Raw genomic sequence first — 25,414 nt, 5'->3', positions numbered from 1 at the left:
CCCACTTGCCTGCGGTGGCTTGGCTGAGCATCTGCGGCCGACGCCGAGGCGGAGGTTAGAGTGGTTGATATGACTGAGCTTGCGAGGCTGGACACCGAAGGCGTTGAACGGGTGCTTGCGGTCGTCGCCCACCCGGACGACATGGAATACGGCGCATCGGCAGCAGTCGCCAAATGGGCGGCTGAGGGAATCGACGTCCACTATCTGCTTCTGACCGCCGGAGAAGCGGGCATCGCCTCAATCGAACCGTGCAGAACCGCCGATATTCGCGCTACGGAGCAGAAAGCCGCCTGTGAGATCGTCGGTGCGGCCTCGCTGGAGATCCTCGACTTTCGCGACGGAATGCTGGAACCCGATCACAGTGTGCGCAAGGCGATTGCCCGCAGAATCCGCACGGTTCGCCCGCACATGGCAATCTCTCTGACGTGGGAACTCGAAGTCGGATTCGGCATCAACCACGTCGACCATCGCGCCTGCGGAATGGCTTTGATCGATGCAATCCGGGACGCCGACAACCCCTGGATCTTCCAAGACCTGGACCTTGAACGTTGGAAGGTGGACCGGGCCCTCTTCTGCGCAGCAAACCGCCCAACGCACTACGTAGACGTATCCGGCGAACCCCTGCAGAAGGGCATCGCTTCACTGGCCGCCCACACGCAGTATCTCGAAGCGCTGCCCGAACATCCCAGCCCAGAAGAGATCAACCGAGGTGTGACGGAGGAAGCCGGCAGGCGCCTCGGGATTGAAGCTGCCCTGCCGCTGCGCGAGGTGCGACTGTGACTGTCAGCCCCTGGCAGCCGGAGTCCGAGCCGAGCGTCACCGACACGGCACTCGTATTTGAGGGCGGAGGCATGCGAGCGGCGTTCTCTGCGGGGATAGCCATCACGCTCATTCGCGCGGGCATCGACTTTCCGCACACGTTCGGGGTCAGTGCGGGCAGTTCGACCACCGCGAACCTGGTGTCACGCGACATCACGCGGGCCAGACGCAGCTTTGTCGAGTTCTCCACCGACCCGCAGTTCGGTTCACTGCGCACTTTCGCCCGCGGGCAGGGACTGTTCAACGCCGAGTACATCTATCAGAACACAGCACTGCCCGACCAGGCCCTCCCCCTTGACTGGGACACCTTCTGCGCCCACCCGTCGCAGGTGTCGGTAGTGGCTTTCAACGCTGAGGACGGATCCACCGTCGAATGGCAGCGCGCAGATTTTCCCGCCATGGACGACTACCTGCTGCGAGTGCGCGCATCCTCGACTATGCCCATCGTCATGCCTGTCACCGACGTCGACGGCACGCTCTACGTGGACGGTGCACTCGGCGACGGCGGCGGAATCGCGCTGCCGGCCATGCTCAACGCAGGCTTCGACCGGGGCGTATTTGTTCTCACCCAAGAGCGGAACTACCGCAAACCGCCCTCACGGTTCAAACACAGCACCCGGCAGATCTTCCGCCGCCTGCCGGCAGTTCCCGCAGCCATGGAAACCCGGGCGCAGCGCTACAACAGCACCCGCAAGCAGCTGTTCGACCTCGAAGCAGACGGCAAGGCCTTCATCATCGAACCGGACATCATGCGCATCGGCAACTCCACCCGGAACCTTTCACAGCTGGCTGCCGCACACCGACACGGACTGTTCATCGGCCGGCGCGAACTTCCAAGGCTGCGGGAATTCCTGGGGCTGCCCTACGCCTGAGCTTCTGAGGCTCCTGCAAAGCAGAAGGGTCGGCGGGAAAAGTCCCGCCGACCCCACGACGTCAGCCGCGTGCTGACCAACTGAGCTTTACTGAAGAGCGCTCAGCGCCGCCTCGTAGTCCGGTTCCTGACCGATTTCGGGAACCTGCTCGGTGTAGACAACCGAACCTTCGGCATCGACGACGACGACAGCGCGCGACAGCAGACCCTGCAGCGGGCCGGAAGTCATCGTCACCCCGTAGTCCTCACCAAAAGACGAGCGGAAGGCCGACCCGCTTACAACATTGTCGATGCCCTCCGCCGCACAGAAGCGCTCCTGCGCAAACGGAAGGTCCTTCGAAACGTTGAGAACGACCGTGTTGTCACGGCCGCCGGCCTTCTCGTTGAACGCACGGACGCTTGCCTGGCACACACCCGTGTCAATGCTCGGGAAGATGTTGAGGACAATCTGCTTGCCCCCAAAATCTGTCAGTGCGACGTCAGAAAGGTCCGTTCCCACAAGTGTGAACACAGGAGCTTTCGCGCCCTTCTCGGGGAGCGTTCCGACGGTGGTGATGGGATTGCTCTGGAAAGTGATGTCTGCCATGAGAATTCCTTTCGTAGATTGGCCGATCCTGCGGTGCTCAGACCACCGGACGGGAGGTCATTGGTCGGCCTTTTCACGAACCTGCCGCTGAATGCGGGCGAGCATCCCCGACATTCCGTTCAGCCGAAGTGGACTGACCTGCTTTTCAATATTGAGCTTAAGCGGGAAATCTGCGGGAACGTCGAGGACTGTCTGCACGGTCGATCCGTTGAGCCCTTCGTTGAGGATGCCCGCAAAGCCGCGCGTGGTCGGAGCTTCTGGCGGTGCCGAAAAGAACAGGTGCACAGTGCTGTCCGGCTGGGTGCCGTCAACCTCCACCCGGATGAAGATCGGCGACTGGCACTCCGGAACCGGCTCGAGAAGCTTCGGGTCGTCCTTCAGCCGCTGCGGAAGGTCCGGCAGTTCGTCGCTGAATTCCAGCAGCAACTCCAGCCGCTGGCTTTCCTCCATAGCGCCGAAGTCGTCGGCGATTTCCTGCAGTGCCTGCGGGATGGTCACTTCTGCGGAGCCTCTCCCGGCTGGTCTCCCTGAACAATGGGCACGCGCATAGCGTTGCCCCACTCGATCCAGGAGCCGTCGTAGTTCTTCACGTTTTCAAAGCCCAGCAGGTAAGACAGGACAAACCAGGTATGGCTGGAGCGTTCGCCGATCCGGCAGTAAGCGTAGGCCACGTCGGTCTTGCCCAATCCGAGATCGTCAATGTAGATCTTGCGCAGTTCCTCAGCAGATTTGAACGTGCCGTCGTCATTGGCCGCGGTTGCCCACGGAACGGAGTGCGCGGTCGGAATATGTCCTCCGCGCAGAGCGCCCTCTTCCGGGTAGTCCGGCATGTGGGTGCGCTCACCGGTGTATTCCTGCGGGCTGCGCACGTCGATCAGCGGGATCTGGCCGATGGCTTCCAGCACCTCTGGCAGGAGAGCACGGATGGGTGCGTCGTTGCGCTCCACAACCGGGTAGTCGGAGCGTTCACGCTGCGGCTTCTCGCGCGTCATTTCGCGGCCTTCGGCCTCCCACTTGGCACGACCGCCGTCCATGAGCCGCACATCGGCGTGGCCGAAGAGCTTGAACACCCACATGGCGTATGCGGCCCACCAGTTGGACTTATCGCCGTAGACGACGATCGTGTCGTCGCGGCTGATGCCCTTGGAGCTCATCATTTCGGCGAATTCGGGCCCCTGCACGTAGTCGCGAATCACCTGGTCGTTCAGTTCGGTGTGCCAATCGATCTTGACGGCGCCGGGAATGTGTCCGCTTTCGTAGAGCAGAACGTCTTCGTCAGATTCGACGATGACAATTCCGGGGGTGTTGAGGTTCTCTGCCACCCACGCGGTGGAGACAAGCGCTTCCGGGTGCGCGTAGTCGGCGAACTTCGGGTCGGTCGTGTCGGGTGAAGCGTTCACTGGGCCTCCGTACGGCTTAGACAATAGGTCATTGTTTTCTAGCCTAATAGACATATGTGCCGTCGAAGCAATTGAGGACGACCTCAGCTGTCGGCGGTCTGCCCAAGGAAACCGCGAAGCACCGCCAGGAATTCCTCCGGCTTTTCTGAATGCACCCAGTGGCCGGCGTCTTTGACCATGACTTTCTGTGCTCGCGGGAAGAGGGCCCGCATCGGCTTATCGTGTTCATCGCGGATGTAGTTCGACTTCGCGCCGCCCATCCACAGGACGGGACCGTCGTAGGTCTTGCCGGCGAAATCGGGGAACGCGTTGATGTCACTGACCGCGCTGTTGAGCATGGCGACGTTCGCTTGGAACTCAAAGCCGCTGTCTGTCCGGCGCAGATTCTGCAGCAGAAAACCGCGGACAGTGGAGTCAGACACACCGGCTTTTTCGAGTTCAGCATCGGCTTGGCTGCGGCTTTCAAGCGCGGCGAGGTCGAGGCCGGCCAGTGCGCTCAGCAGCGGCACAAAGTTGGAGTCCTCCGAACTGACCGGCGACATGTCTTCGACAATCAGCGACTTAAACAGCTGCGGTTTGCGCAAGGCTGCGACCATTGCCGTCTTCGCTCCCATCGAATGTCCCAGCAGCACCACTGTTTCTTCACCGGTTTCGGGAAGCACCGTGGTTTCTATGAACTCGATGACGGCTTGGGCCATGTCCTCGTAGTTGAAATCCTCGGTCCACGGCGAGCTGCCGTGATTGGGCAGATCCACCAGGAAGCAGCGGTACTGATCTTCAAGCGCCTTGGCGGCGGTGAGAAAGTTGCGTCCGCGGCCCATCAGGCCGTGGAGGAAGACGACTGCCGGTCCGGTCGTGCCGTAGGCGGTGTAGGACAACTGCATGGGGCCTCCCTAAACTGATCCGGTGTTCGATCTTAGTCGTCCGCAGCCGCTCCGCGGGCGAGGTGCCGGTGGGCCCCGCCGCTAGACTACGGGGCGTGACTGATGATCTTTCTCGCTTGAGCTCGTTTATTCGCGTCATTCCGGACTACCCGTCCGAGGGCATCCAGTTCCAGGACATTACGCCGCTGCTGGCTGATGCCTGGGCGCTGCGCAGGGCGGCCGAACTCATGGTTGAGCCGTTTGCCGGACAGTTCGATGTTGTAGCAGGAATCGAGGCGCGCGGATTCATCTTCGCCGGTGTCGCAGCCGCCTTGACGGGCACGGGCTTTGTGCCGCTGCGCAAAGCCGGCAAACTGCCGATCGCCGCTGCGCGGGTTGACTACGACCTCGAATACGGTTCGGCGGCAATCGAAGCGAGCAACCAACTGGCCCCCGGAGTTCGAGTGCTGCTCATCGACGACATCCTCGCCACCGGCGGAACGCTCGCTGCGGGCCTGGAGCTCATCAGCACGCTGGGAGCACAGACAGTCGGAACGTCCGTCCTGCTGGAACTGCAGGATCTTGAGGGCCATAGGCGAGTCCCGAACGTGCATTCGCTGTTCGCTGTGTGACCGTCGGTGCGGACCCCCTTGGTGCTGCCCGCCCTCTCGAAGCCAGGTTTGCGCTGTAGTGCAGATTCACGCGCTGATGCAGCGCATTAACGCGCAAACCTGCATTACAGCGTGAACCTGCGATGGGACGGCGCGCTGCCCAGAGCGTCGAACTGCAGTCGGTGCGTCAAGAATCGAGTTGAGCGCGGAAAGCGCGTTCAGCTTTCTCCCCGAAGGGCACAAACACAACCCGACTCACGGTGTCCCCGACCTCGTCATCCGTACTCTTGACGGTTTCGACCGCAATGCGGGCGGCATCGTCCATGGGCCAGCCGTACACACCGGCGGAGATGGCCGGAAACGCAACACTGTGCGCGCCAAGCCGCTTGGCTTCGCGCAGCGATTCGCGGTAAGCAGACGCCAGTGTCGCCGAACGGTCTTCTTTCTTCGCGTACACCGGACCGACGGTGTGGATCACCCAGGATGCGGAAAGCTCTCCCCCGGTTGTTGCGGCAGCCTGGCCCGCCGGCAGCCCATCAGGGTACGACTGCTCACGCAGCTGTTTGCACTCGGTCAGAATCGCGGGCCCTCCCGCGCGGTGAATCGCACCGTCAACGCCTCCACCGCCCATGAGCGTGGAGTTTGCCGCGTTGACGATCGCGTCGACTTTCTGCTCAGTGATATCGCCCGGTTCAATGATCAGTTCCATGCCTATCGCTCCTCTGTGCGGTCGAAAACGGCTGACCGTTTCAGACGCTGTCCTGCAGCCACTGGGCAAGTACGGGCACGTGGGAGTGCTCAACGTCTTTGGCGGCTGTCAGCAGGGTGACGTGGGCGCTGTGGGAAAGCCGCTCGGCAAGGGCTGCGGCTTCGCTGTTCTCATCGAGCTCCGCCCGGTACCGGCTTTGGAATTCCTGCCAGCGGCCTTCGCGGTCATCGTGGAACCACGACCGCAGCTGGCTGCTGGGGGCAGCGTCTTTGGCCCACTCGTCGATGTTGAGGTCTTCTTTCTTGATGCCTCGGGGCCACATGCGATCCACGAGGACACGGGTGCCCTTTGTCTCGGACTCTTCTCCGTAGGTCCGCCGGAAGGTCCACTTCGAACTGAGCTCAGCCATTGCGGCTCCTTTCACTGTGCTTTTCTGATTCCCAGTGCCTCGCTGCACCCCGGGTGAGGCGAGCGGACACGGCTCAGCGCTTGTTCATGCGCTTGGCACGCTTGCGTGCTTCCTTTTCCAGTTTGGCGCGTTCGCGGCGCTGTTCCTTTGTCATGGAGTCAAGCTGTCCGTGCGGGTCGAGGTATTCGCCGGTTTCGTAGTCGTATGGCACCGGATTGCCCTCGGAATCGGTTCGCTGGTACCAGTCGGTGGCTTCTGGCGATGTCGAATCGAACCCGTACCCGGCGGAGTACTCCGAGTTCGGTTCGGTCTGCACAACTTTGACGGCAAAGTTATCGCCGTAGTTCTCCAGCCCGTAGCGCACGGCGCTGTCGAGGATTTTGCGCTGGTAGTTCTGCCGGTACGTGCGCGGGTCGCTGCGCAGTGCCTTCCACAGTCCAACGCACATGAGCACGATGATCACCGAGAACGGAAGCGCTGTGATGACGATGAGGTTCTGCAGGCCGGTCAGAGCGTCGTCTCCCCCGGTCAGCAAGATCACGATGGCGATTCCCGCCATGCACAGCGACCAGAACACGGTCACACCGCGGCGTGGGAAGGGATTGCCCTTCTGCGCAAGCTGCGAGTTGACCAGCGATGCTGAATCAGCGGTTGTGATGAAGAAAATCGCCAGCATGAACATGAGCAGCGGCGCCACAATCTGCCCGCCGGGCAGGTGGTCGAGGACAATGAAGATGGTCTCTTCCGGTGCGGGCATTTCACCGGTTCCGCCGGTGACTGCGCCCGCAGTGTGTTCAAGGTAGATCGCGGTGCCGCCCAGGATGGTGAATGCGAGCACGATGATCGACGATGGGATGAGCAGCACGCCCATGACGAACTGGCGGATGGTGCGACCACGGGAGATCTTCGCGGTGAAGATGCCGACGAACGGCGACCAGCTGACCCACCACGCCCAGTAGAAGATCGTCCAGTTGGTCAGGAACTCTTCCGTGTCGTCGCCTTCGGACATGTTGCGTGCCAGCATTGTCGGCAGTTCGCCCACGTAGTCGATGACAACACCCGGTACGACGTTGAGCAGGAACGCAGTGGGACCGACGATGAGGAAGAAGAACGCCAGGCCCACCGACAGCCACATATTGGTGTTCGACAGCAGGCGAATGCCCTTCGAAACACCGGATACTGCGGATATGATGGTGCCGATTGTCAGCACCATGATGATGAGAATGGCGATCGTGTTGCCGGTCGTGTTCCAGCCGGTGACAACCTCTGCGCCGCGGGCGATCTGCAGTGCGCCGATGCCCAGCGAGGCGGCGGTTCCGAACAGGGTCGCGATGATAGCCAGACCGTCGATGATCCTCGAACCCAGCGAGTTCGAGTCACCCGTGATGAAGCTGAGGATGGACGACATAAGCGGCACACGGCCGCGACGGAACGAGAAGTAGGCAACAGCCAGGCCGACAATCGCGTAGATGGCCCACGCGTTGAGGCCCCAGTGCAGCGCTGTCTGCACGAGACCGCCGACGATCGCGGGGTCGGTGCCGCCTTCATATGCGTTCGGCCGCGGCTGAAGGTAATGCAGCAGCGGTTCATAGGGGCCGAAGAAGATCAGCGCAATGCCGATTCCTGCCGCAAACAGCATGGCCGCCCACGAACCGGTGGAGAATTCGGGCTTTTCGCCGTCGAGCCCAAGGGGAATGCGGCCGGCTCGGCTGAAGGCCAGCACCAACAGGAAGACGAGCAGACCGGCTGCGATCACCGTGAATATCCAGCCGAGGTTCTGCATAGTCCAGGTGAGCATGGTGCCGGAGATGCTCTTCACAGCTTCTGGCTGAACAATGCCCCAGGCCACGAAGGAAATGATCAGCGCACCGACAACCACAAGAATCGGCTTGTCAATGCCGTAGCGAACGCGCTGATCTTCGATGGACACGCCGGGTACCAGGGCGGGGTGAACCCCGTGCGGATATTTTGGCGGTTGGAAGATCTTCTTGCCCGCACGCAGGGTCTTATCGAGCTTGCTGTGGGGCTTTTCCGGCGGAGTGTCCTCTGCTTTCGAAGGCGTCTGTGGTTTGTCGTTCATAGTTTTCTACCTTAGGAAACCGCAGAACTATTGCAAGGACACCGTTTTTCGGAGGGGAAAGCAGAACAGAAGCACGAGGCGGAAGTCGCCTTCCGCCTCGTGCCTTGGGGTTGTTCGCTGAGCTGAGTCAGACAGCTGCCGCCCTCTGGCGGGCCCGGTTGTAGTTGAGGAGGCCGCGCACCCAGGGGGCGTAGTCTTCGCGCGGGACTTTTTCGGAAAAGACGTCCGTTTGTGCGTCGTAGGCGAAGTTGTCGTTGAGAACAGCCAGTCGAATGAACTCTTCGCAGGCGCTTTCGGGAATGCCGAATTCCTCGGCGAACTGCTCGCGGCTGAACGCAGCGGGTGCGGTTTCTGTGAACGGGCGGATGTTTACATCTGTCTTCATCACCCTTCTATTCAAGCAAACGCCGCGCGCAGCTCCCAGGCGACCCCACAGCGCGGCTGACATTCTGCCCGGTGCGCACCTAGGCTGGGCGTATGAGTGATAGCACGCAGATGAAGTACAACCGCCTGGGCCGTGCGGGCCTCAAAGTGAGCGAACTGTCGTTCGGTTCGTGGGTCACATTCGGCGATTCCATCGACACCGGTCTTGCCAAAGAGTGCATGCAGACAGCTGCCGAGGCGGGTGTGAACTTCTTCGACAACGCCGAGGTCTATGCCGGTGGGAAGTCCGAAGAGATCATGGGCCGGGCTATTGAAGAGCTCGGCTGGAAGCGCAGTTCCTATGTCATTTCGACCAAGCTGTTCTGGGGCATTGAGGACAACGTCAATCTCAAGAACACCCTCAACCGCAAGTATCTGATGCAGGGCATTGACGGCTCGCTTGAGCGCTTGGGGCTTGACTTCGTCGACCTTGTCTTCTGCCACCGTCCAGACCCGGAGACGACCCTGGAGGAAACGGTGTGGGCGATGAGCGACATCGTCTCCAGCGGCAAGGCTCTCTACTGGGGAACCTCCGAATGGTCTGCCGAGGAGATCCGCGGCGCCTACGAAATCGCAGAGCGCCACCACCTGCACAAGCCCTACATGGAACAGCCGCAGTACAACCTGCTCAACCGCACCCGCGTGGAAGACGAATACGCGCGCCTCTATGACGACATCGGGCTGGGCCTGACCACGTGGAGCCCGCTTGCAGGCGGCATCCTCACTGGCAAGTACCTCGACGGCGTTCCCGAAGGTTCACGTGCGACGGCGCAAGGCCACAGCCATTTGGCCGAAGAGTCCGCAAAGCGGGAAACTGCTGACCGGGTGCGCCGCGTTGTCGACATGGCCCGCGACCTCGATGTCACACCGGCGCAGCTGTCATTGGCCTGGCTGCTCAAGAACCCGCGTGTTTCGACGGTCATCACGGGAGCAAGCTCCGTCGAACAGGTCAAGGACAATATGGGTGCGCTCGCGGCCAAGGAGCGCCTTGACGAACGCTCCAAAGCTCAGCTGGACGAGATCTTCAGCTGAATCCGTAAGGCAGAGTGCTCTGCAAGGCGGGGTGCTCTGCACGGACAGTGCCGAAGCATCCGGCTGCCCGGCAGGCTTTACGCACCCGGTGCAGGGTCGATCTGCCAGCGGGTCAGCGGCTCTGCTTCGGCCGTCAGGGCTGACCGGTAGGCGGCTTCACCCGCGGCGTGCACTTTGATGAACGCCGTGATGCGCGACAGAATGCGCGGGTCGTTGATGATTCCGCTGTCGTGTCGGCCGGCAATCCGGGTGAGCATCGCGCGCTGCCGCGACTTCTTCATGCTGGTGTAGATGGGCCGGGCGTGTTCGCTCATGGGTGCGACCGTGTCGTTGCTGCCGCCGACAATGAGCACCGGCGCTGTGACCTTGCTGAAGCCGCGCTTGGCCCACGGGTTGAGGGCGACGACCGCGGAGACGCTTTCGCGCTCCGCGGCGATCAAGGATCCTCCCCCGCCCATGGAATAGCCGACGAAGGCGGTCTTCGCAGGGTCGATGACGCTTGCCCATTCACCGCGGCCGCGTGCGTCGTCGAGTGCGCTGAGGATCTGTTCGGCTCGGTTTTCCGGAAACGCCTTCGGTTCGATTGAACCGGCGGCAAGAACCGCACAGCCGTGGGTGGCAAGCCGTTTGCCGATGATGTGCATTTCCTCCGCCCTGCCCGTATAGCCGGGGAAGGTCACGACCACGGGGCAGCGGTTCTGCGGTTCTCGGGGCCAGAAAAGGGTGGCAGCGCCGTAGCCGGGTGTCCTGACCAGGCGCGACTGGAGGAGTTTGTGGGGTCCGGGAACGCGCACATCAGCGGCGGAAGCGCTGACCGCACCGAACTGTCCCGGCTGTGTGCGGGCAGCGGGCATGACTGTCAGTGCGGCGGCTGCGAGGCTGCCGAGTGCAAATGATCGTCTGCTGACGAACCTGCCGGACATGGCACTCCTGGAATGTGGGGAAGACCCATTCAATGTAACGCCCGCCTGCTTGTTTTCGGCTGAAGTGCCGACCGGGCGTGTTGGTCCGCCCGGCTGTCTGGGGAGGCTCAGGACTGACGAGGCGCCGCCTGCTTCCGCTCGGTCCGCGCCTTTTCGATGAAGGCCCTAATGAGTTCGGGATCCTTCACTCCCCGACTGGATTCCACGCCGGATGACACATCGACGCCGATCGCCCCCGATGAAGCCGCAGCTTGCGCGACGTTGTCGGGTGTCAGGCCTCCGGCGAGGACAAACGGCCCGCGGTCGCGTTCGTGCAGCTGTGTTTGGTCCCAGCGCTGGCCTGCACCCGGCGCGGGAGCATCAAGCAGCAGGAGGTCCTCGCAATAGGCGCCGCTGTGCGCGGCCGGGTCATGGGCAAGCGATACGGCACGCCACAGCTTCAGTTCGGGAGCAGCCGCACGAGCCGCGACGAAGTCAGCACGCTCGTAGTGGCCGTGCAGCTGCAGAGCATCAGCTCCGATCCGCTGGGCCATGCGTGCAGCGTCAGCCGCGTCCATATCGAAGACGACTAGCACAGCCAGCGCTGAGCCCGCCCCGTGAATCCAGGTGACAATCTGTGCGGCGGCAGCCTCGTCCACGTGCCGCGGCGAGGGCCCGTAGTGCATGATGCCCAGCGCATCCGCACCGGCGTCGACGGCAGCCTGCACGTCTGCGCGTGTTTGCACACCGCAGATCTTCACAAAGAGAGATTCGCTCACGGTACTTTTCCTGCGCTTTCGTGTTCGCCGTCGACGTAGACCCAGCGACCGGCGCGTGTCACAAAGGACGAACGTTCACGCATGGTGCCCACCTGGCCGCCCGCACGGTAATGGGCCGCGAATTCGACGATCCCCGACTGATCCCCCACTGCCCCATCCACCGTGTCGAGGATGTCAAGGGAAGTCCATTCCACCTCGGGATCGGGCTGTGTATCAGTCGGCCTAGTGCGGGGGTGCCACGTGCGGAACAGGTAGTCGGCATCATGTAGGGCAAAAGCCGTGAAACGCGAGCGCATGAGCGCTTCAGCCGTGTCCGCTGTGCGAGTTCCCTCGAGCAGGGGCAGACAGCACTCGCTCAGGCTGCTCCCCCGGGGCAGACCACCGCACGGGCACATTTGAGAGGCAGTGTGCAGAATCATCAGCTGGTTTCTATGATCCGGTCGTTTTCGTCTTGGCCCGAGCCTTCCGCGCGACGCCCGCCGATCTTATCGACGATCATGGCAATCGCACCGTCGCCGGTGACATTCGCCGCAGTTCCGAAGCTGTCCAGCGCAATGTAGGCCGCGAACATGAGACCGACTTCCATCTGCCCGAAGCCGAGCATCTGAGTAAGCAGACCGGCAGCCGCGGCAATCGCACCGCCTGGAACGCCCGGCGCTGCGATCATCATGACGCCGAGCATAAGGATGAACGGAAGATATGTGAGGAACGCCGTGTCACCGCCGGTGATCATGAGGACTGCCATGGAGAAGCAGGTGATCTTGATCATCGAACCCGACAGGTGGACGGTCGCGCACAGGGGAACGACGAAACCGGACACGGTGTCCGACACCCCGTTTTTCTTCGCCGAGCGCAGGGTCACCGGGATCGTCGCGGCAGACGATGCCGTGCCAAGTGCGGTGAAATAGGCATCGCGCATGTTCCACAGGGATTTGAGCGGATTGCGCCCGGCGATCGCTCCGGCCGCGGTGTACTGGATGAGCAGCATCAGCACGGTCAGCGCAAACGACACGATGACCACCAGCAGGAACTTCTGCACCACGATGATGGCTGCACCGCTGTGGGAAAGGTCCGCGAAGATGCCGAAGATGAACAGCGGCAGGGCCGGGACGATGACGTTCCGAATGAGGCTTTCGACAATCGAGCGGAACTCGATTGCGCCGCGGTAGAGAACCCGGCTGCGGAACCCGGTCAGGCCAGAGCCGATGATGATCGCCAGAACGAGGGCGCTCATAACACCGATGACGGGTTCGAGCACGATTTCGGTGGCGACTTCCGCAGCTGCCGTCGGATCGGCGGCATCGACTTCGGTAGGTGCGCTGACCACCGTGAAGTAGGGTTCGAAGCCGTCGCCCTCTGCTTCTGCAATGCCCTTGATGTCAGTACCCTCCAGTGAGGAGCGGAACAGCCAGCTGGCGGTGAAGTAGGCCAGCAGGCCCGCAATGAAGGTCGAGGTGTAGGCGATTCCCGCGGTGAGGCCCAGCTGCTTGCCTCCCCCTTTGCCCAGTTCCGCAATTGCCGGGGCTACAAGACCGAAGATGATCAGCGGCACCACGAACGCCAGCAGTCCGGAGAACACGGAATTGTAGGTGGCGAAGATTCCGCCGAGCCATTCCGGCAGGATCGGGCCGGTGAGGATTCCGAGGACGATCGCGATGACGATCCACACCAGAAGCGGGAGTGAACGGGACAGCTTCATTGGTCGTTGTGCTTTCTGCGGTGGGCAAAGAGGCGGATGAGGGGAATACACAGGATTCTAGGAAAACCCTGTGCGGCTGGTGCACTCAGCCACCGCTGGACTCGTCTTCTTCTGCGACCCGTTCGGCCTCTTCGACCATTTCGTCGTGTGTCATGCCGCGCTGGCCGGGCTGACGACGATCAGCCAGTGCCTTGTCCGTCGGCGACTGCGGCATAACGCGGGTGCCGACGGTGCCGGGCTGCTGGCGACCGTGAATCGAAGCGCCGGCGGTTTCTGGCATGAACCATGTGGCCACCAGACCGATGACGCAGGCGAGGATCATGTAGTACGCCGGGAACAGGAGGTCGCCTGTTGCTTTGACGCCGGCTTCGTTGATCAGTCCGGCCGTGCCGCCGAGAGCCGACACTGACAGGTTGTAGGTGACCGAGAAGCCCAGCAGGCGCACATGCGCGGGGAACATCGCGGGGAAAGTCGCCGAAATCGTCGCGAGCATCGGCACGTAGGCAATACCGAGCACTGCGAATCCCACGAGGGCAAAGCCGAAGCCGAGCGACATCATCTTGAACATGGGGATGGCGAGGACACCCACCGCGATTGTGGTGAAGAACCACAGCGGACGACGGCCGAATTTGTCCGATGCCGCACCGAAGATCGGCATGAACAGCACGATGAACAGCTCGCCGACGAGGATCACGATGAGCGATGTCTGCGAATCCATGCCGATCTGCGCCTCGAAGTAGGACGGCATGTAGGTCAGCAGCGTGTAGTTGACCATGTTGACGGTTGCGACCAGCGCAAACAGGATGATGACGTCGCGGCGGTACTCCTTGAACACCGCGCGGAAGCGGTCCATTGTCGAGGTGTCGTCCTCTTCCGGATCTTCCTGGATTTCGTTGAACACCGGGGTGTCCTCAAGCTTCGAGCGCAGGTACCAGCCGATGAAGCCCATGGGCAGTGCGATGAGGAACGGGATCCTCCAGCCGAAGGAGTCCATCTGCTCCGGGGTCACGGTGAACTGGATGATGAGCATGAGTGCCGCACCGATGACATAGCCGGTCAGCGAGCTCGCTTCGAGGAACGAACCGAAGAAGCCGCGACGGCGGTTGGGAGCGTACTCAGCCATGTAGGTGGCGGCTCCGCCGTACTCACCGCCGGTGGAAAAGCCCTGCACCAGACGCAGGACGATGAGCAGGATGGGCGCCCAGATGCCGATCGTCTGATAAGTGGGCAGCAGGCCGATGAGGGTTGTTGCCCCGGCCATGAGCAGAATCGTGGCGGCCAGCACGCCCTTGCGGCCGATCTTGTCGCCCATGGGCCCCCAGAAGAATCCGCCCAGGGGTCTCGCCAGGAAGGAAATGGCGTACGTCGCCATGGTGGCCATGATCTGGTATTCGCCGAGTGCATCGAAGAAGTGATGGGCAATGTACGTTGCGGCGATCGCGTAGACGCCGTAGTCGTACCACTCGGTCATATTGCCGATGGCCGAGGCTGCTGTTGCCCTGCGGACGGTCTTGGGGTCTGCGGCGTGATCTTCGGCTTCACGTGCGTAATCAGATGCGAGCAGTTCCGACGAGTCACTGGACGTACTCATACAAACCTTCCTGTTTGAGACGTCAGTCACTGTAGCGAAGAGCGACGATGTTGGCTAAAACGAGAGGTCTACACGGCTGGTTTTGATCACCTCGCGCGCAAAGCCGTCAAACAGCGCCTGCGCATTGCGTGCGCTGTCTGCTTCAACGCGGTCTGCGTGTTCAACAAGAGCGTCCTTGTCAAAGCCCAGCTTGGCCAGACCGTCAGCTTCCCAACGGCGCACCGAGTCAGCGGACGCCTCAGGATGGAACTGCATGCCCCACGACCGTCCAATGCGGAAAGCCTGGATTTCGCACAGTTCGCTGCTGCCCAGCAGCTGGGCTGTGGTCGGCAGCTCGGTGATGCGGTCCACGTGGCTTTCGATGAAGTGGGCTTTCGGCCCCACCTTGCCGAACACGGGGTCATCGGCAGCATCTGAGGTGAACGTGATTTCGGTTGCGCCCTTTTCGGGTGCCCCGGTTTCGGCCTTCACCGTGCCGCCTGCCACGTGGGCCAGCAGCTGGCCTCCCAGACAGATGCCCAGCTGCGGTTTGTCGGCATCCCACGCGGCGCGTACGAGTTCAGCTTCACGCTCCAGCCACGGAGCCCGGTCGGTTTCATCCGGCATGTACCCGCCGCCCAAGTAGACGAAGCCGTCATAGTCATTGACCACTTCCGGGCCTGGAATGTCGTTGACAGTGCCGTCGGGTCCCGGTCCGATCCGCAGATCAAACTCGATGTGGTGGTCAATGAGGCGTGGGAGCAGTCGCCTGGGCTGTGAATCGATGTCGTTGACGATGATGAGGATGCGGGCCACGATGCTCACTCTCCCGAGCGCAGGAAGCTGCGGTAGCGGTCGTCGTGAGCTTCCAGCACGCGCAGCGCATTGTCGAAGCCGAGCTTTTCAAGGTCTTCTTCTGACCAGGAACGCGAGCGCAGTTCGTCGATGAGCGCCGGATAGGTGCTGGCATTGTCCAGCCCGGTGGGGAAGGAATCCGTTCCGCAGAAGTCCGAGCCGATGCCCACGTGATCAATTCCGATGCGTTCGCGCACGTAGTCGATGTGGTCGGCGACTTCGCTGATTGTGACTTCCGGGGCTGTGCCCGTTTCGCCGTCTTTGACCCACTCGTATCGGTCCTGGGACACGAAGGAGGGCACGAAGGTCAGCATGTGCACTCCCCCGTTGGCCGGCAGTCGGTCGATGATGTCATCGGGCACATTGCGCGGGTGCGAGCACAGGCTCATAGCGTTTGAGTGGGTGAAGAGCACCGGCAGGTCGGTCATGCCAAGCACCTGGTCCATGACACTGGGCGCCACGTGAGACAGGTCCGGGATCATGCCGATCCGGTTCATCTCCGTGACCACTTCCCGGCCGAAGTCGCTCAGTCCCCCATGCACCGCCTCGTCAGTTGCGGAGTCTGCCCAGCTGTGGGTGGTCGACCACGTCAGTGTCATGTAGCGAGCGCCGAGCTTGGCGAACATGCGCAGGGCACCAAGTGATTCGTTGATCTGGTTGCCGCCCTCAACACCGAGCAGACCGCCGATGCGCCCGGCAGCTCGCGCTGCGCGGATGGCTTCCGCTGTTGTCGCCCAGGCGAGGTCAGCCGGATAGGTGCTGATCATGCGGTCAACGAGGTCGATCTGCTCGAGTGTCCAGCGGACAGCTTCGTCGCCCTTGATGGCCGAGTCGACGAACACCGACCAGAACTGTGCGGCGACACCGCCGTCGCGCAGCTGCGGAATATTGGTTTCGACAACCGCGTCGGGCCGGTCGAGATCAGTGACCGATGAGCCGCGGGTTTCGCGCAGCAGATACGGGAGGTCATTGTGGCCATCGAAAATGGGGATGAGTGGAGACGACATCGCGGGTCCTTTCTTCAGTCCGGATGGGGTTAGTCAGGCGTGCAGGTGGGCGCTGATGAGACCGCCGGCTTCGCGCATGATCGGCATGACTTCGAGCACTCGGTCCTCATCTGCCGCCCAGTTGGCGAAGACAGCGTAGGCCACGCGGCGTTCGCGCGTGAACGCGATTCCGGTGTCGGCCCGAACGCTGGAGTCGGTGCCGGTCTTGTTCACAATCCATTCGCCGCGCGTGTAGTAGTAATGCGCGAGCGGATCGGGTTCGAAGTAGGACGCCACCATCGACGTATCCGCCCCAGCGCCGAGCCAGCGGCGCATCATCTCCGAGGTCATCGGGTCGAACAGTTCGTCACGTGACAGCCGCGCCATGTAGTCGCTCAGTTCATAGGCGGTGCCCGATGACAGACGACGGGGTGCTCCTGCCGGTCGCGGCCAGCGCAGGAAATCGTGCAGAGCGGAGTCTTTGTAGCCCAGTGCTTCGATTTCCTTGGCCACGCGGTCCAGGCCGACCCGAGAGATGAGCACGTTTGTGGCGAAGTTGTCACTGAACGCTCCGATGAGCATGCCAACGTCGTGGATTGTGAGGTCCGGCTGGTCCAACAGGTACCAGATGCCGGATTCGTCGACGCGTTCGGCGGCGTTGCGGGTCAGCCGTTCATCCAGTCGCAGTTCGCCGTTGTTCTTCATCTTCAGCGCTGCGTGCAGCAGGAAGATTTTGGCGATCGAGGCGGTTGAGAGCACCCGGTGGGGTTCGTGGCTGAATACCTCTTCGCCCGTGTCGATGTCGATTGCACGTGCCGAGAATTCAACTCCGTCAAGACGTGTGAACAGATCCGCTGTCATTGTGCTGCCTTTCTCCGGCGCTGTTGGCAACCGGCTGTTTAGACGACGTTAAAACTATGCGAAGAGGCTCATGACCTGGCCGGCGGCCAGACCGAAGAACGTACCGGCGAATGCCCCGATGAGGGCGAAGAGAACGCCCACGGGAACAAGTTCGCGGTTGAAGGCACCGGCGACGACGGGGGCGGACGCCACACCGCCGATGTTCGCGGTCGAAGCGACAGCCAGGCTGAACAGCTCCGTTTTGGTGAGTTTGGCGTAGATGATCATGAGGACCATGTGGATGGCCACAACCATGAGCCCTGCGAGCAGGTAGATCGGCGCTTCGAACAGCGATGTGAAGTCCGAACCGGCTGCGATGACGCCGATGATGATGTACAGCATGATGTACGCGACGTCCGAAGCGCCGGCCATCTTCCCGTACCGGGTCGAACCGATCACCAGACCCACGATGCTCACGATCAGGATGGTCCAGGTTGTCGAGTTCACGACGACGCCGATTTCCGGCAGCTTTCCGCCGATCACGGTGGCCAGCGCCGAACCGAACAGCCCGATCGCCAGCACACGCAACAGTGCCACGAGGTCCATTGTGTCGGCATCAGATGCGCTTTCCTCGGCGCCTTCAGCGGTCGATGCGGCATGTGAAGACAGGGCCGCGGTGTCGGCCTTTGTCCACGCGTTGAACTTGTCGGATACGCCGACGGACGAAAACATCACCAGCAGCCACAGGGAGTACACGATGGTGTCGACGATGAGCACGTGACCGAAGATGTTCTCCGGTGGGTTGAGGATGCCCTGCACGGCAGCCATGTTCGCCGAACCACCGGTCCACGAAGCCGCGAGTGCTGCCAGGCCCTTCCATGCTTCGGCATCCAGCACACCTTTGAACACGGCGAAGGTGATGATGAATCCCAGCATGATCGAAACTGCGGTCGCAGCGTAGGTCAGCAGCAGCTTCGGTCCCAGTTTGATGATCTTTCGGACATCGCACTGGAACAGCAGGAGCATGATCATCGCCGGCAGCAGAGCGTCTTTGACTCCTCCGCCAACAGCGTCGATCGAATCAGACTCACCGAAAACCCCGACGGTGTTCAGCAACGCTGCTATCAGGTAGAGAAAGACGAATCCAGGTACGTACCGGAAAACCGGAAGCCCGCGGGCTTTGTCCAGGTAGACGAGAATCGCGGCTATCGCAATGAGCAGGCTGATGAACAGAAAACCGTCAGTGATCATGGCTGCTTAGGGCTTCACTCCTCGCTCGGCTCTATCGTCACAGTGGGCATTGTGCCGTCTTCCGGTGCGCTCAGCTTGGCGCGCACGCCCAAGGGTATCGAACCGGCGTGCGGGTGATGGCCCAGTTCGACCTCCCACACGACCGGCACCCCCGCCTCACCGAAGTACTCCCGCAGAAGCGCCCTGCGGTCGGCATCTTCACCGCAGCTCTCCCACGAACCCAAGACCACCGCACCGGCGCGTTCAAGCCAGCCGATGCGCTTGAGCTGCAGAAGCAGGTTGTCCAGGCGGTACACGTCCTCGTCAACGTCTTCCAGAAAGAGGATGCCCGGCTGATCGGGCGCTCCCGGCTGGAATTCGGGTGCGCCGACCCCGGCAGCGAGCAGACTGAGATTGCCCCCGTAGGTGATTCCCGTGAACTCACCGGCCGTGAGAGTCTGTGCGGACTTGCCCAGGCGGATCTGCTCATCTGACCACGACGAGAACAGCCAGCGTTTGATGTCGGCGCGCACGCGTTCACTGTCACCGAAAACAGCATTGCCGACCATGGGACAGAACAGCGTGGGCACTCCCACGTGGTGCGCCCAGGCCTGGTGCAGGGCGGTGATGTCGCTGGAGCCCGTCAGCAGCTTTGGTCGGCCATCGGGCCTCAGAGCGCTGTCGGCCATGCGCCCGAAGTCGATTTCGTCGAGCAGACGCATGGCTCCATAGCCGCCGCGCAGTGCGATGATCGCCGCCGCTTCAGGATCACACCAGGCTTCCACCAGGTCGCGGCGGCGCTCGTCGTCGCTGCCGGCCAGATACGAGGCGCGAGCGTCGACTTTGCGGAGGTTCTCACCGACCTGCACGTTAAGTCCCCACTGTTCAAGCGCTGCGATTGCCGGTTCGACCGTGCCTTCGGGAGCCGGTCCCGAGGGGGCTACGAGCCACACTCGGTCGCCCGGCGCCAGCGGAGCCTGTTCAGCGAAGGGATTGCGATCAGCCATCGGCGGCGCCTCCTGTTTCCGGTGGTTCGGTGGTGTTTGATGAAGCGGCGCTCACCTGTGCCGCGGGTGCCGGTGCGGTGTTCGACTGCGCGGCCCGCTCAGCGCGGAAGCCGGGCACAGCTGCCAGCAGTCTGCGCGTGTAGTCGTGCTGGGGGTCCAGAAGAACGTCCTCAACCGGACCGTGCTCAACGATTTCACCGCGATACATGACCGCAACCGTATCGGCGATGTTCCAGGCCAGACCGAGGTCGTGGGTGATGACAAGCGCGGTCAGCCCGATGTTCTTCTTCAAAGCCAGGAAAAGAGACAGGATCTCACCGCGCACCGAAGCGTCGAGGGAGGCCACCGGTTCGTCGGCAATGAGCACATCGGGCTCGAGTGCCAGCGCGCTGGCAATAACAACGCGCTGGCGCTGCCCGCCGGAAAGCTCCTGCGGGATGGGCTCGAAGAAGTCCTCCCCGGGGGTCAGCTCCGCAGCTTCCAGGCTTTCGCGCACCCGCGCCCGTTCGTCACCGGTGAACTTCTGCACGCGCAGGCCTTCGGCGACGGACTCATAGACCGAGCGCGAAGGGTTCAGCGATCCCGACGGGTCCTGCAGAATCATCTGCACGTCGCGCCGAAACCTGCGCAGACCGCGCTTGGTGCTCGGCAGGGACTCGCCCTGGAACAGAAGCTCTGATCCGCTGTCGGGCGGCTGCAGGCCCAAGAGCGTGCGCGCAAGCGTAGTCTTGCCCGAACCGGACTGACCGACAACAGCAAGAATCTCAGAGCGGTGCAGCTTGAGGTCAACGTTGTTGACGGCCTTTGTCAACCGCCCGCGAGCCTTAAAGGTGACGTTGAGGCTGCGCGCCTCGAGCACCACCTCGTCAGTCATGGTGTGGGGAGTTTCGACGTCAACTCGGGCCGGGTTGCGGGTGATCGGGTTGAGCCTTGACGCAGGGTCGCCGATGGTGGGGAACGCATCCGCCAGCTGCTGGGTGTAGGGCTCCTCCGGCTTGCTGCAGATCTGCTCGGCGGGGCCGATTTCAACGATTCGCCCGCTCTTCATAATCGCGATCCGCTCACACGCCGTGGCAAGCACGGAGAGGTCGTGCGAAATCATCAGCAGCGAAATTCCGCGAGCCTCGACGAGTTCTCGCAGGCGCGTGAGGATCTGCGCCTGGACGATGACGTCGAGTGCCGTGGTCGGTTCGTCGGCAATGATGATGTCGGGATCGCACGCCAGCGCCATTGCGATCATGACCCGCTGCTTCTGGCCACCGGACAGTTCGTGCGGATATGCCTGGGCGATCTGGGCGTCGAGGTCAACCTGTTCCAGCAGGCTCACCACACGCGCTTTGCGCTCAGCTTCGGACCGCCATTCGTCTTTGACGTGCAGGTTGAGCGCTTCGAGTATCTGCTTGCCCACTGCGCGCACCGGATTGAGCGAGTGCAGGGCACCCTGGAAGACGATCGCGGCTTCTGACCAGCGCACGGCGCGCATCTGGCCGAAGTTCAGTTCGGCAATATCGGTTCCGCCCAGCAGCACCCGTCCAGTCAGAGTCGCATTGTCCGGCAGCAGGCGCAGCACGGAGAGGATCAGCGTGGACTTACCCGAACCGGATTCGCCCGCAATGCCCAGGGTGCTGCCAGCCGGCAGTTCGAGGCTGACGTTCGACACGGCGGGAATGTCGCCGCGAGAGGTTTTCGACGAGTACGTAATCGACACATCGTCAAAAACAAGGTCCTTGCCCAATGCAGCGGCAGATTTTTCTGCTGGACTCATCAGCGGCTCCTGAGTGTCGGATTGGCAATGGCTTCAATGGCGCGGCCCACCAGGGTAAAGGCGAGGACCACCGCGACGATCGCAAGTCCCGGGGTGAGGATGAACCACCAGTAGCCGGAGGTTGCTGCCGAAACATCCATGGCGTTTTTCAGAATGGTTCCCCAGGACTGCTGTGTTGTGTCGCCCAGGCCAAGGAAGGCGAGTGTCGATTCGGCGATGATCGCGCTGCCCACCGTCAGTGTGGTGTTGGCCAACACCAGCGGCATGACCGCCGGCAGCAGGTGCGTGGTGATGATGTGCCAGTGACCGGCGCCTAAGACCTTTGCCCGCTCAATGTAGAGGCGGGATTCGGCCGACAGCGTCTGTGCGCGGACAATGCGCGCTGTCCCCGCCCACGAGGTCACGCCGATCGCAATGACGATTGTGAAGACACCGCGTTCAAGCACGGATGAAAGGACAATTGCCAGCAGCAGCGAGGGCAGCACGAGGAAGAAGTCGATGATCCGCATGATGAGCCCGCCGACCCAGCCGGTGAAGTGACCGGCTGCAATGCCCATGATCGTTCCGATGATCATGGACATCGCGGTGGCGGCCACACCGACGATGAGCGAAACCCTGGCACCCCACACCAGGCGCGCCCACAGTTCGCGACCGTAGTTGTCTGTGCCCAGCGGGTGCTCGGCACTCGGGGGTGCGTAGCGCGGATTATCGAGGTTCTGGGTGACGTCGAGCATTGCACGGTCGGCAATGAGCGGGGCGAACACGGCCACGATGATCACCAGGAGCAGAACGATCGCACCGATGATGCCCGCGCGGTCTTCCAGGAAGATCTTCCAGTTCTTCTTGGCAGCCTCGGCACGCCGGTTCCACGCGAGTGCGCGGGCGCTCGAGGGAACCGCGGCACGCTGTCCAGCGTCATCGGCTGCCGTCTGCTGTTCAGAGGAAGCGTTGCGGGATGTCATTCAGGCCCTCCTGACGCGCGGGTCGAGCTGGCGGTACACGAGGTCAGCCAGCAGGTTCATGATGATGATGGCAGCTGAGAAGACGACGAAGGTCCCCTGCAGCAGAGGGAGATCAGGCCCGGATATCGCCTCGTAGGTCAGCTTCCCCAGCCCGGGCCACGAGAACACGGTTTCGACCGTGAGCGCACCGGCAATCAGGCCGCCGATGTGCATGAACACCAGCGTCACCGTCGGCAGCAGGGCGTTGGGGACGGCGTGCTTGAGGCGGACGTCGTCTTCGCGCAGCCCCTTGGCGCGGGCGGTGGTCAGGTAGTCAGCACTCATCTCACCCAGCAGTGATGCGCGCATCACCATGAGGTACTGCGCGTAGACGACCGCTGTCATCGTGATGACCGGGAGGATGAGGTGCTTGGCGACATCGAGCATATAGTCAATACCGCCCGGTTCGATTCCCGGTGAGACCATGCCGCCGGTCGGCAGCCACTGCAGCCTGCCGGAGAACACCATGAGCAGCAGAAGTGCGAGCCAGAATGTCGGCACGGACCAGAAGATCAGGCTCGTGGAGGTTGTCAGCTTGTCGAACAGCGATCCGCGCTTCCAGGCGGCCAACTGCCCCATCCACAGGCCCAGGCTGATGGCCAGAATCGCTGCGGTGCCGGTCAGCAGCAGGGTCGGCCACGCGTATTCGGCAATGAGGCTGCTGACTGACTGCTTGTAGACGTAGCTGGTGCCCAGGTTCCCGGTGAAGATGCCCACCAGGTAGTCCCAGAACTGGACCAGCACAGGCTTGTCAAGTCCGTATTCAGCGCGCAGCTGTGCCATCTGTTCGGGGCTCATCTGCCTTTCGCGGGCAATCTTCTGCACCGGGTCGCCCGGCAGGATTCGAAAGGCGAAGAAGCCGAGCACAACAACCATGAGGAGGCTGATGAGAGCTCCGCCGACCTTTCTGAGCAGATAATTGAGGTAGTACTGGCCCGCCGGGGGCGCGTCAGTGTCGTCAGGACCGCCGGAAGCTCCGCTCTTGAGCTTCTGCTCTTCGGCCTGTGTTTCTGCGTTCACAGACATGTTTCTGCTTTCCACGCTCTGCTTGGATCTGCGGCAGGGCGTTAACGGTGCTCGAGGCGCCGGTCACCACTCGTGTGTCCGGCGCCTCGAATCTGTGGGCTAGGTGGCCCGTGGTCTCACGCTCGGTCGTCGGCGCTGCGGCGCCGCAGGATCAGCGGGATTGCCACAGCGGCGATCACGACGACCGCTCCGATGCCGATCCACAGTCCTGCCGAGGAGCCGCTTCCCTTGCCGTCGTCGACTTCGTCTGCGGGAGCCGCCGTCAGGAAGCCCCAGTAGCCGGACTGGTTGCCGATCACACCGCCGTCTTCGGGCTGCGTGGTGAAGCCGCCGAAGCGGTCGGAGCGGTAGGCCTCGAGCTGCTTGGGGTACCACAGAGTGATCTGCGGGGCGTCGTCGTAGTGCTGCTGGAGGGCCTGGTGGACGTACTCCTGGCGTTTGCCTTCGTCGAGTTCGGTGTGCTGTTTCTTGTACAGTTCGTCGAACTCCTTGCTGCAGTAGCCGTCCTGCGAGGTCGGGCCGTTGCCCTCAGCGTCTGGACGTGATGCGCAGGTGTTGATCGACAGCTGGTATTCCGGGTCGGGGGTAACCGACCAGCCGGTCACGTAGATGTCGAAGTCACCCTTCATCGTGCGGTCGGAAATCGTGTCGGAGTCGCTGGATTCGGCTTTGATTTCAACTCCGATTTCCTTCAGCCAGGGCGTGATGAACTCTGCAATGGACTGTTCCGTCGGGGTTTCGGCATCTGTCAGCAGGCGCAGGGAGAGCTTCTTGCCGTCCTTTTCGCGGATGCCGCCAGAGCCTTCTTTCCAACCGGCTTCATCGAGCAGCTTCTTGGCCGCTTCGGGATCGTGGGAGACGATCTTGTCGGACTTGGGCAGGTGCCATTTTTCAAAGGATTCGGGAACGAAGCTGGTCGCTTCCGTCGCGTAGTCCTTCATGACCTGTTCGCGCAGGGTGTCGGTGTCGATGCCCAAGCGCAGAGCCTGGCGAACCTTGCCGTCCTTGAGCGCTTCATTGCCGGTTCCGTAGGCTTCGCCTTCAGGGGTTTCAAAGCCGGGGTTGACGCCAAGAGCTGTGAAGCGGCGGGATTCGCCCACATTGGTTTCGATGTTGTCGGCGTTTTCCAGCGCTGACATCTGTTCGGGGGTCAGCCCGGTCACGAAGTCGACGTCACCGGCGCGCAGCGCCTGCACCATGGCGTCGCTGTTGGTGTAGTAGGTGTACTGGATGGTGTCGATCTTCGGCTTGCCCTTCCAGAAGTTCGGATTGGCCTTCAGCGTGATCGACTGGTTGGCTTTGTAGCTGTCCAGAACGTACGGACCGGAGCCTACGACTTCAGAGTCGTTGGCGTCCTTGGCGGGGTCCTTCTTTTTGGACCACACGTGTTCGGGGACGACAGGAATTTCGACACCGGGGTTCGGCGCCTGCGGCGACTTGAGTTTGATGACCACGGTGTGTTCGTCAGAGGCTTCGACCGATTCGAAATTCTCCACCAGCGAGCCGTTGGCCGCACCCATGGCCGAGTCGTCCATGATCTGTTTGTAGGTGTAGACAACGTCGTCTGCCGAAATCGGCTCGCCGTCGGACCACTTCATTCCCTCGCGAATGGTGAACGTCCATTCGTCACCTGAGTCATTGGCGTCCCATTTCTCCGCCAGTCCTTCGGTCGGAGCGAAGTCCTTCGAGTCGTACTGCACGAGGTTTTCGTACACGTAGCGATTGATGGCCGTCGGCGTGAGGTAAATCGAAGTGAACGGGTTGAAATTGTCAACAAGGCCCGATGTGGCAATCCGCATGGTCGTTTCCGACGCCGCCTGCTCGGTCGACTGGGCTGCTGCGGGCAGTGCGGCTCCGGTTGATCCGAGAACCGTCATAGCGGCCACCGCGGCTGCTGCCGTGCACCGTTTGAGAGCTGATCTGAACATATCTTCCTTCCGGCTTGCTTCTT

Annotated in this window: 26 protein-coding genes; 4 read left to right on the top strand and 22 right to left on the bottom strand. The window is 62.0% G+C overall.

The features are described 5' to 3' along the window. The first annotated feature begins 69 nt into the window (after positions 1-69). The gene (locus GC119_RS00370) at positions 70-780 is read left to right on the top strand and encodes a PIG-L deacetylase family protein (RefSeq protein ID WP_151952228.1); all 711 of its coding nucleotides are present in this window, start codon (positions 70-72) and stop codon (positions 778-780) included. After that, positions 777-1,691: a patatin family protein gene (locus GC119_RS00365; protein WP_151952227.1), complete on the top strand. Its 915-nt coding sequence runs from the start codon at positions 777-779 to the stop codon at positions 1,689-1,691. The genes GC119_RS00370 and GC119_RS00365 overlap by 4 nt, the downstream gene beginning before the upstream one ends. An 87-nt stretch (positions 1,692-1,778) precedes the next feature. Here the strand turns inward: GC119_RS00365 and tpx are convergent, their stop codons facing one another. The 4 genes from tpx to GC119_RS00345 form a co-directional block, all read right to left on the bottom strand. After that, positions 1,779-2,276 carry a thiol peroxidase gene (tpx, locus tag GC119_RS00360; RefSeq protein ID WP_070573956.1) on the bottom strand — a complete coding sequence of 166 codons (498 nt, stop codon included), beginning with the start codon at positions 2,274-2,276 and terminating at the stop codon, positions 1,779-1,781. Between the two features lie 57 nt (positions 2,277-2,333). Further along, positions 2,334-2,774: a SufE family protein gene (locus GC119_RS00355; RefSeq protein ID WP_070573958.1), complete on the bottom strand. Its 441-nt coding sequence runs from the start codon at positions 2,772-2,774 to the stop codon at positions 2,334-2,336. Next, entirely contained in the window at positions 2,771-3,676 is a 906-nt protein-coding gene (locus tag GC119_RS00350; RefSeq protein WP_151952226.1) for a sulfurtransferase, read from the bottom strand. Before GC119_RS00350 ends, GC119_RS00355 begins: the two co-directional genes overlap by 4 nt. 83 nt (positions 3,677-3,759) lie before the next feature. Further along, positions 3,760-4,560, bottom strand: coding sequence for an alpha/beta fold hydrolase (locus GC119_RS00345; RefSeq protein ID WP_151952225.1), 801 nt, complete (start codon positions 4,558-4,560; stop codon positions 3,760-3,762). 95 nt (positions 4,561-4,655) lie between these two features. Here GC119_RS00345 and GC119_RS00340 point away from each other — a divergent pair, with 95 nt between their 5' ends. Further along, positions 4,656-5,171 (top strand): adenine phosphoribosyltransferase, encoded by a 516-nt coding sequence (locus tag GC119_RS00340; protein ID WP_151952224.1) that lies wholly within the window; start codon positions 4,656-4,658, stop codon positions 5,169-5,171. Positions 5,172-5,337: 166 nt separating this feature from the next. Here GC119_RS00340 and GC119_RS00335 read toward each other — a convergent pair whose 3' ends face one another. From GC119_RS00335 to GC119_RS00320, 4 genes are all read right to left on the bottom strand, one after another. Continuing rightward, a complete protein-coding gene (locus GC119_RS00335; RefSeq protein ID WP_070573966.1) occupies positions 5,338-5,859 on the bottom strand; it encodes an O-acetyl-ADP-ribose deacetylase in 522 nt (173 codons plus the stop codon). A 40-nt stretch (positions 5,860-5,899) separates the two neighbouring features. Beyond that, entirely contained in the window at positions 5,900-6,268 is a 369-nt protein-coding gene (locus tag GC119_RS00330; protein WP_070573968.1) for a DUF488 domain-containing protein, read from the bottom strand. Between the two features lie 73 nt (positions 6,269-6,341). Further along, the gene (locus GC119_RS00325) at positions 6,342-8,348 is read right to left on the bottom strand and encodes a BCCT family transporter (protein WP_151952223.1); all 2,007 of its coding nucleotides are present in this window, start codon (positions 8,346-8,348) and stop codon (positions 6,342-6,344) included. A gap of 127 nt (positions 8,349-8,475) precedes the next feature. Then, entirely contained in the window at positions 8,476-8,733 is a 258-nt protein-coding gene (locus GC119_RS00320; protein ID WP_070777689.1) for a hypothetical protein, read from the bottom strand. 92 nt (positions 8,734-8,825) lie between these two features. Between GC119_RS00320 and GC119_RS00315 the strand changes: the two genes are divergently transcribed. After that, complete coding sequence (locus GC119_RS00315) at positions 8,826-9,803, top strand: aldo/keto reductase (RefSeq protein ID WP_226829135.1); 978 nt, start codon at positions 8,826-8,828, stop codon at positions 9,801-9,803. 77 nt (positions 9,804-9,880) lie between these two features. On the opposite strand, the gene GC119_RS00310 is transcribed toward GC119_RS00315, so the two are convergent. The 14 genes from GC119_RS00310 to GC119_RS00245 all read right to left on the bottom strand — a co-directional run bounded on the left by GC119_RS00310 (position 9,881) and on the right by GC119_RS00245 (position 25,391). Then, a complete protein-coding gene (locus GC119_RS00310; protein ID WP_151952222.1) occupies positions 9,881-10,726 on the bottom strand; it encodes a dienelactone hydrolase family protein in 846 nt (281 codons plus the stop codon). Positions 10,727-10,833: 107 nt separating this feature from the next. Continuing rightward, positions 10,834-11,484: a phosphoribosylanthranilate isomerase gene (locus GC119_RS00305; protein WP_151952221.1), complete on the bottom strand. Its 651-nt coding sequence runs from the start codon at positions 11,482-11,484 to the stop codon at positions 10,834-10,836. Next, positions 11,481-11,903, bottom strand: a complete 423-nt coding sequence (locus GC119_RS00300) for a YchJ family protein (protein WP_226829133.1) — start codon at positions 11,901-11,903, stop codon at positions 11,481-11,483. The genes GC119_RS00305 and GC119_RS00300 overlap by 4 nt, the downstream gene beginning before the upstream one ends. Continuing rightward, positions 11,903-13,183 carry a dicarboxylate/amino acid:cation symporter gene (locus GC119_RS00295; RefSeq protein WP_151952220.1) on the bottom strand — a complete coding sequence of 427 codons (1,281 nt, stop codon included), beginning with the start codon at positions 13,181-13,183 and terminating at the stop codon, positions 11,903-11,905. The genes GC119_RS00300 and GC119_RS00295 overlap by 1 nt, the downstream gene beginning before the upstream one ends. Positions 13,184-13,268: 85 nt before the next feature. Beyond that, positions 13,269-14,774 carry an MFS transporter gene (locus tag GC119_RS00290; RefSeq protein ID WP_151952219.1) on the bottom strand — a complete coding sequence of 502 codons (1,506 nt, stop codon included), beginning with the start codon at positions 14,772-14,774 and terminating at the stop codon, positions 13,269-13,271. A 54-nt stretch (positions 14,775-14,828) separates the two neighbouring features. Beyond that, complete coding sequence (locus GC119_RS00285; RefSeq protein WP_151952218.1) at positions 14,829-15,578, bottom strand: type 1 glutamine amidotransferase; 750 nt, start codon at positions 15,576-15,578, stop codon at positions 14,829-14,831. Continuing rightward, the gene (locus tag GC119_RS00280) at positions 15,575-16,615 is read right to left on the bottom strand and encodes a dipeptidase (protein WP_151952217.1); all 1,041 of its coding nucleotides are present in this window, start codon (positions 16,613-16,615) and stop codon (positions 15,575-15,577) included. The genes GC119_RS00285 and GC119_RS00280 overlap by 4 nt, the downstream gene beginning before the upstream one ends. 33 nt (positions 16,616-16,648) lie before the next feature. Then, entirely contained in the window at positions 16,649-17,455 is an 807-nt protein-coding gene (locus tag GC119_RS00275) for a serine hydrolase (protein ID WP_151952216.1), read from the bottom strand. Positions 17,456-17,509: 54 nt separating this feature from the next. Then, positions 17,510-18,685, bottom strand: a complete 1,176-nt coding sequence (locus GC119_RS00270; protein WP_151952215.1) for a DUF819 domain-containing protein — start codon at positions 18,683-18,685, stop codon at positions 17,510-17,512. 14 nt (positions 18,686-18,699) lie between these two features. Further along, positions 18,700-19,671 (bottom strand): S66 peptidase family protein, encoded by a 972-nt coding sequence (locus GC119_RS00265; protein ID WP_151952214.1) that lies wholly within the window; start codon positions 19,669-19,671, stop codon positions 18,700-18,702. After that, entirely contained in the window at positions 19,664-21,436 is a 1,773-nt protein-coding gene (locus tag GC119_RS00260) for an ABC transporter ATP-binding protein (RefSeq protein ID WP_151952213.1), read from the bottom strand. The genes GC119_RS00265 and GC119_RS00260 overlap by 8 nt, the downstream gene beginning before the upstream one ends. Beyond that, complete coding sequence (locus GC119_RS00255; RefSeq protein ID WP_176745891.1) at positions 21,436-22,398, bottom strand: ABC transporter permease; 963 nt, start codon at positions 22,396-22,398, stop codon at positions 21,436-21,438. Before GC119_RS00255 ends, GC119_RS00260 begins: the two co-directional genes overlap by 1 nt. Continuing rightward, positions 22,399-23,463, bottom strand: coding sequence for an ABC transporter permease (locus tag GC119_RS00250; protein ID WP_070574002.1), 1,065 nt, complete (start codon positions 23,461-23,463; stop codon positions 22,399-22,401). A gap of 116 nt (positions 23,464-23,579) precedes the next feature. Beyond that, the gene (locus tag GC119_RS00245; protein WP_083304115.1) at positions 23,580-25,391 is read right to left on the bottom strand and encodes an ABC transporter substrate-binding protein; all 1,812 of its coding nucleotides are present in this window, start codon (positions 25,389-25,391) and stop codon (positions 23,580-23,582) included. Between the last annotated feature and the right edge of the window lie 23 nt (positions 25,392-25,414).

The organism is Brevibacterium sp. Marseille-P9724, assembly GCF_902500275.1.
In the GTDB taxonomy this organism is placed as follows: Bacteria; Actinomycetota; Actinomycetes; order Actinomycetales; family Brevibacteriaceae; genus Brevibacterium.
Note: the sequence above shows the minus strand (reverse complement) of the source record. Positions and strands in the feature narration are given on the sequence as shown.

Coding starts and splice junctions, on each gene's coding strand:
- GC119_RS00370 (WP_151952228.1), top strand. CDS start 70: ATGACTGAGCTTGCGAGGCTGGACACCGAAGGCGTTGAACGGGTGCTT.
- tpx (WP_070573956.1), bottom strand. CDS start 2,276: ATGGCAGACATCACTTTCCAGAGCAATCCCATCACCACCGTCGGAACG.
- GC119_RS00345 (WP_151952225.1), bottom strand. CDS start 4,560: ATGCAGTTGTCCTACACCGCCTACGGCACGACCGGACCGGCAGTCGTC.
- GC119_RS00335 (WP_070573966.1), bottom strand. CDS start 5,859: ATGGAACTGATCATTGAACCGGGCGATATCACTGAGCAGAAAGTCGAC.
- GC119_RS00330 (WP_070573968.1), bottom strand. CDS start 6,268: ATGGCTGAGCTCAGTTCGAAGTGGACCTTCCGGCGGACCTACGGAGAA.
- GC119_RS00325 (WP_151952223.1), bottom strand. CDS start 8,348: ATGAACGACAAACCACAGACGCCTTCGAAAGCAGAGGACACTCCGCCG.
- GC119_RS00320 (WP_070777689.1), bottom strand. CDS start 8,733: ATGAAGACAGATGTAAACATCCGCCCGTTCACAGAAACCGCACCCGCT.
- GC119_RS00315 (WP_226829135.1), top strand. CDS start 8,826: ATGAGTGATAGCACGCAGATGAAGTACAACCGCCTGGGCCGTGCGGGC.
- GC119_RS00310 (WP_151952222.1), bottom strand. CDS start 10,726: ATGTCCGGCAGGTTCGTCAGCAGACGATCATTTGCACTCGGCAGCCTC.
- GC119_RS00300 (WP_226829133.1), bottom strand. CDS start 11,903: ATGATTCTGCACACTGCCTCTCAAATGTGCCCGTGCGGTGGTCTGCCC.
- GC119_RS00295 (WP_151952220.1), bottom strand. CDS start 13,183: ATGAAGCTGTCCCGTTCACTCCCGCTTCTGGTGTGGATCGTCATCGCG.
- GC119_RS00290 (WP_151952219.1), bottom strand. CDS start 14,774: ATGAGTACGTCCAGTGACTCGTCGGAACTGCTCGCATCTGATTACGCA.
- GC119_RS00280 (WP_151952217.1), bottom strand. CDS start 16,615: ATGTCGTCTCCACTCATCCCCATTTTCGATGGCCACAATGACCTCCCG.
- GC119_RS00275 (WP_151952216.1), bottom strand. CDS start 17,455: ATGACAGCGGATCTGTTCACACGTCTTGACGGAGTTGAATTCTCGGCA.
- GC119_RS00270 (WP_151952215.1), bottom strand. CDS start 18,685: ATGATCACTGACGGTTTTCTGTTCATCAGCCTGCTCATTGCGATAGCC.
- GC119_RS00265 (WP_151952214.1), bottom strand. CDS start 19,671: ATGGCTGATCGCAATCCCTTCGCTGAACAGGCTCCGCTGGCGCCGGGC.
- GC119_RS00260 (WP_151952213.1), bottom strand. CDS start 21,436: ATGAGTCCAGCAGAAAAATCTGCCGCTGCATTGGGCAAGGACCTTGTT.
- GC119_RS00255 (WP_176745891.1), bottom strand. CDS start 22,398: ATGACATCCCGCAACGCTTCCTCTGAACAGCAGACGGCAGCCGATGAC.
- GC119_RS00250 (WP_070574002.1), bottom strand. CDS start 23,463: ATGTCTGTGAACGCAGAAACACAGGCCGAAGAGCAGAAGCTCAAGAGC.
- GC119_RS00245 (WP_083304115.1), bottom strand. CDS start 25,391: ATGTTCAGATCAGCTCTCAAACGGTGCACGGCAGCAGCCGCGGTGGCC.